The organism is uncultured Sneathiella sp., assembly GCF_963973085.1.
GTDB lineage: Bacteria > Pseudomonadota > Alphaproteobacteria > Sneathiellales > Sneathiellaceae > Sneathiella.
This window is the reverse complement of sequence record NZ_CAXAXA010000018.1, coordinates 1-4,845: the sequence shown is the minus strand read 5'-3', so window position 1 is coordinate 4,845 and position 4,845 is coordinate 1. Positions and strand designations below refer to the sequence as shown.

Below are 4,845 nucleotides of genomic sequence, written 5' to 3'. Positions count from 1 at the left end.
AGAACATCAGCTTGGCGCCAATAACGGCATACCAGATATCGGCACTTTCACCCTCTGCTTCGACGAAATTTGCTGTCTGACCGAACTTACGCTCGTAGACGACGCCAACGTAAGGCGAGAGAATTCTATCCCAGACGTCATAGCTGAGCCTTAGGCCTGCTTCTACGCTGTTAATACCGGAGCCGACACCAATTTCCCGATCACTTGAAAAGGCCGCATCGATATTCGCGGAAGGCGTCAGGGTCAGATAATTGGTGAGAAGAATCTCGTACTCGATATCGAGGTCAGCCGAGAGTTTCCCCTTTTCACTCAGGAACAGATGCGTATCGATTTCGATCCATTGCGGAGCAAGGCCACTCAAGCCAACGGCAGCGTACCAACGATCGGGTCCTTGCGGGCTCGAATACCGAACACCTCCCTTAATGTCCCAAAAATCCGATATGGGTGTTTGCAAGGCGAGCTGATTGGAGAGGGATTCGAAGCGATTAACATTCAAATCCAGTTCACCGCTTCCTTCCCACCGGAGTTTCAATTCATCCGTCCCGATAAACGCATCACCGTCAAAAGCAAAAAGCTCTTCGCCGCCTTCTCCATACCGATACTCAAACTCCTCCATTTGAACGCCATAATAGATGTTCGACGTTTCCGCGGCATAACCGGTAACAGGTGCCAAGATGGACAAGGAGATTACTGCCGTCAGAAGTGATTTCTTTAATCCTGTCATTGCAGCCCTCCATTTCCAATTAAGTCGATACTCGCGGATTTCGGACCGCCTTCAACGACAATCTTCCGGAACATTCCGGCATCCATATGGAAAGACAAATGACAATGGAACGCCCATTGACCCGGCGCATCAACCTCTGTTTCGGAATAAACGGTTGTTCCGGGAGCAACGCTAATGGTGTGTTTGATCGGGTCCCACTTCCCAGCACCGACATCCAGAATGCTCCACATACCATGCAGGTGCATTGGGTGGGTCATCATGGTTTCATTGACAAACTTGAACCGGACCCGCTCGCCATACTGAAGAATAACCGGATCAGCGTCTTCATACTTCACGCCATTGATGGACCAGATATAGCGCTCCATGTTTCCGGTCAGACGCAGCTCGATCTCCCGCGTGGCGTCCCGATCTTCATAAAGAGGTTTCTGTGCTTTCAAATCCGCATAAGAAAGGAACTTGCCGCCATTTGCCGCCGTCGGGACAAGCCCGCTGCCGGTTGCATAGAAGCTATCCTTCTCCTGTTCCTTACCCATCATATTTGAGTGGTCCATGCCTTTCATGCTCGAATGATCCATTCCTTTCATGTTGGAGTGGTCCATACTCTTCATTTTGGAATGGTCCATATCTTTCATTGACGAATGATCCATTCCACTCATGTTTGAATGATCCATTCCTTCCATATTGCCGTGGTCCATCCCCATATCTGCCATGGTAAGAAGCGGTGCCTTTGTCATTTCCGGAATTTCCGCAACCATGCCTTGGCGCGGCGCGAGAGTGGCCCGTGCATAGGCTGTTCTTCCCATGCTTGCCCCGAAAATTGTATAGGCCTTATCGTCCATGGGCCGGACGATAACATCATAGGTTTCGGCAACACCCAAACGAAGCTCATCGACCGTAACAGGCTGCACATTGTTTCCATCCGCAGCAACCACCGTCATCTGCAACCCCGGGATGCGGACATCAAAATAAGTCATAGCGGAGGAATTGATGAACCGCAGGCGAATGCGTTCTTTCGGCTCGAACAATCCGGTCCAGTTCTGTTCAGGCCCTTTGCCATTGATAAGCGGTGTGAAGCCCTGCACATCCTCAATGTCTGTCGGCATCATCCGCATGTCGCCCCACGCCATCCTGTCATCGACGGTTGCTTTAAAACCGTTCTTGCTGACATCTGAAAAGAAATCCCCGAGAGTTTGTTGCTGGCGATTGTAATAATCCGCCGACATTTTCAAGTTCCGCAATATTCGCTTGCCGGAATGGGGATGGGTGTCCGTAAACTGAACAACATAATCCTTGTCGAAACGAAACGGATCTCGCTTCTCTGGCTCGATAACAATTGATCCGTAAGCGCCATCAGGCTCCTGAAAACCGGAATGGCTATGAAACCAGTATGTTCCGGATTGCACGATTGGAAACTTATAGGTGAAGGTCTCTCCCGGTTCGATTCCAGGGAAGCTGATTTTAGGCACCCCGTCCATCTGGAAGGGGAGGATAAGACCGTGCCAATGGATAGATGTGGATTCATCGAGATTATTCGTCACATTGATCGTGACGTCTTCTCCTTCCTGAAACCGGAGAACCGGTCCGGGTGATTTTCCGTTATAACCGATCCCTTCCTTTTGGAAGTCTCCTGTATCAATCATAACTTTGTCGACGGTCAGGTTATAGGTTTTCGCGACACTCAAGCTTGGTAGGAGTGCAACTCCTGCGGCCATTGCAAGACCAAGGCAAGCCTTTTGCATGAATGAAATTCTCATCCTGCTGTTCCTTTCATTTTTTGAAAAGCTGGAATGCGCAGCCTCTTTGGGCTGCGCAAAACATTTACTCAAAGTGAACTTCACCCATCATGCCGGAGGCATAATGGCCGGGAACGTTGCAGGCAAATTCCAGCTCGGCATCATCTGCAAATTTCCAGATAACTTCCGCCGTTTCGTTCGGTTCCAGCAACACACTATTCGGATCGCTATGTTCCATGGTCTTGCCATTTCCCATATCCATTTTCATCATATCCCGATTGATCTTGTCGGCCTCCAGTACCCCGTGCTCCATCATCATCATCATTTCTTCCTGATGTGCGGCATGCATGGCGGCTGTTCCGATATTGAATTCATGGACGAATTCCCCGGCATTGATGATCTTGAATTGAACCGTTTCACCTTTCTTGATGGAAATCTCTTCCGGTTCGTAAAAATTATCCCCCATCTTAATCTCAATGGTTCTGGTGACGTCTGCAGCGTTACCAGGGACACCAATGCCCGATTTTCCGCCGTGGCCGCCATCATGGCTGCCCGCAGCGAAAGCAACTGCAGAAGTGACGGCTAATACCGCCGCAAGGGTAACACCGGCAACACCGGACAAAAAAGTACGCTTAATTTTCATGTTATCAATTCCTATTCCAGCCTCCATCTAGCGCAGACCTCACCTCGGTCAGGCAGGGAGACAGATTCAAATTTCAATAGTCGAAGTTTGGGAAAGGCGCATAACCGCATTGACAGCAATCATGGCTGTCTTGAGAAATGGCCTAAAAGAGGAACTAAATCTTTGGGGGGTGCTTTGGTGGTGCAAAAGCAATAGATGCTACTTGCACAGCAATGACATCAAACGGCGTTTTCGTACCAAACGCTGTCGATATTACTTGAAAATTTGCGGGCAAGCTAAATGCACAAGAGATCATGCCACATTTTTCGATATGATTATGCCGGTCGGTTTCGTGACTTTTAGACAAATCATCCGCCGCCGAAACCATAATATGAGATACGCTCTCTTTAGCTTCGTGACTTTCAGCAGAGGGTATGATCGCAAAAACATTAATCGCAATAGCAAGAGCCATAAAAATGCTCACGCTTATTCTGCGCCAGTTCAGTTTTTTCCGAATTTCTGCCAACTGTTTCTCTCAGAAAATAAAAACGCCTGAACCCTATGTATACTCTGATAGTAGTCATTTCAACAAACAATCTGGAAACTTTAAACCAATGTTTGTAGACCGAAAGAAGCAACGCTTGTCGGGTATTCCAGAACTTTGGTAGTCGGGGAGTTAATAAACCGACCTAAGTCGGTCCCCATGGTCTTTAGTCGAAGGCCTGTTGTATACACCACAGGCTCTCCGACTTGACCTCAAATATTCGATCAGTTCCCGCGTGGCCCGAAAATGATCAATCCGACGCCAACAATGCAGATAAGAGCGCCTATGCTGTCCCAGCGGTCAGGTCTCTGACCTTCCACCGCCCAGAGCCAAAAAAGCGAGCTAGTTATGTAGATGCCACCGTAGGCCGCGTAGGTGCGCCCAGCGAAATCGCTGTCGATCCGAGTCAGAAGCCAAGCGAAAACTATCAGGCTGGCAACGCCTGGTACGCTCCACCAAGCTGATTTGTCCAGCTTCAGCCAGACCCAGAACGCGAAACATCCTGCGATCTCGGCTAGCGCCGCCGCGAAATACAGCCCATAGGTGGTGGTCGTCGCGCTGATGGTCATCATCAAGGACGGACCTTCGGTAAAACATGATCGTCCGTCTCGCAGAGACTATGATCGCCAAGTGTCTCAATTACCCGACAATCAGCGATCCGCCCTCCCTTGCATTGCTCAACCATACGCTCAAGCTCGCTCCGAAGCGCCTGAAGACGTTGGAGTCGCTTGCCAATGTCCTCCAACTGTTCTCTAGCAATCGCATCTGCTGCCTCGCACGACTTATCCGGCCTGTCCGCCAGACTTATCAGGTCTCGGATGGCTTGCAGAGGGAAGCCAAGTTCCCGTGCATGGCGGATGAAACTGAGCTTCTGTACAGCCGAGTCGTCGTAAAGTCGTTGATTTCCTTCTGAGCGCCGTGGCAATGGCAAGAGGCCGATTTGCTCGTAATACCGGATCGTTTGCACGTTGCAACCAGTACCTTTGGCTACGCGACCGATGGTGAGCTCATTGGACATGTTAATTTTCTCCTTGAACCTATAGTTACTGTAGACTGTATATATGTAGCATTGAGATGTAACCAACAATATTGGAGAAGACTATGTCTGCTGGTTGTTGCCAACATGAACCCAAGTTTGACGGAGCGACAAAAGGGTTCCGTCGAGCTTTGTGGGTCGTCATTGGCATTAATGCGAGTATGTTCGTCGTCGAGATGATTGCGG

At 49.5% G+C, this 4,845-nt stretch carries 6 protein-coding genes; all 6 read right to left on the bottom strand.

The window, feature by feature from the left end; all coding sequences use genetic code 11:
* A partial coding sequence (locus tag AACZ19_RS18465; RefSeq protein ID WP_339635974.1) for a copper resistance protein B occupies nucleotides 1–724 on the bottom strand: 724 nt, incomplete at its 3' end.
* On the bottom strand, nucleotides 721–2,478 hold the full coding sequence (locus AACZ19_RS18460; protein ID WP_339635973.1) for a copper resistance system multicopper oxidase: 1,758 nt from the start codon (nucleotides 2,476–2,478) through the stop codon (nucleotides 721–723). The genes AACZ19_RS18460 and AACZ19_RS18465, both read right to left, overlap by 4 nt.
* Nucleotides 2,479–2,542: 64 nt before the next feature.
* Entirely contained in the window at nucleotides 2,543–3,100 is a 558-nt protein-coding gene (locus AACZ19_RS18455) for a cupredoxin domain-containing protein (protein ID WP_293962689.1), read from the bottom strand.
* A gap of 154 nt (nucleotides 3,101–3,254) precedes the next feature.
* Nucleotides 3,255–3,605 carry a hypothetical protein gene (locus AACZ19_RS18450; protein ID WP_293962688.1) on the bottom strand — a complete coding sequence of 117 codons (351 nt, stop codon included), beginning with the start codon at nucleotides 3,603–3,605 and terminating at the stop codon, nucleotides 3,255–3,257.
* Between the two features lie 242 nt (nucleotides 3,606–3,847).
* Nucleotides 3,848–4,195, bottom strand: coding sequence for a YnfA family protein (locus AACZ19_RS18445; RefSeq protein WP_293962687.1), 348 nt, complete (start codon nucleotides 4,193–4,195; stop codon nucleotides 3,848–3,850).
* On the bottom strand, nucleotides 4,195–4,641 hold the full coding sequence (locus tag AACZ19_RS18440; protein WP_293962686.1) for a helix-turn-helix domain-containing protein: 447 nt from the start codon (nucleotides 4,639–4,641) through the stop codon (nucleotides 4,195–4,197). The genes AACZ19_RS18445 and AACZ19_RS18440 overlap by 1 nt, the downstream gene beginning before the upstream one ends.
* Between the last annotated feature and the right edge of the window lie 204 nt (nucleotides 4,642–4,845).

What these genes read in the sequence shown, in the direction of transcription:
- AACZ19_RS18460 (WP_339635973.1), bottom strand. Translation starts at nt 2,478, where the DNA reads ATGAGAATTTCATTCATGCAAAAGGCTTGCCTTGGTCTTGCAATGGCC.
- AACZ19_RS18455 (WP_293962689.1), bottom strand. Translation starts at nt 3,100, where the DNA reads ATGAAAATTAAGCGTACTTTTTTGTCCGGTGTTGCCGGTGTTACCCTT.
- AACZ19_RS18445 (WP_293962687.1), bottom strand. Translation starts at nt 4,195, where the DNA reads ATGATGACCATCAGCGCGACGACCACCACCTATGGGCTGTATTTCGCG.
- AACZ19_RS18440 (WP_293962686.1), bottom strand. Translation starts at nt 4,641, where the DNA reads ATGTCCAATGAGCTCACCATCGGTCGCGTAGCCAAAGGTACTGGTTGC.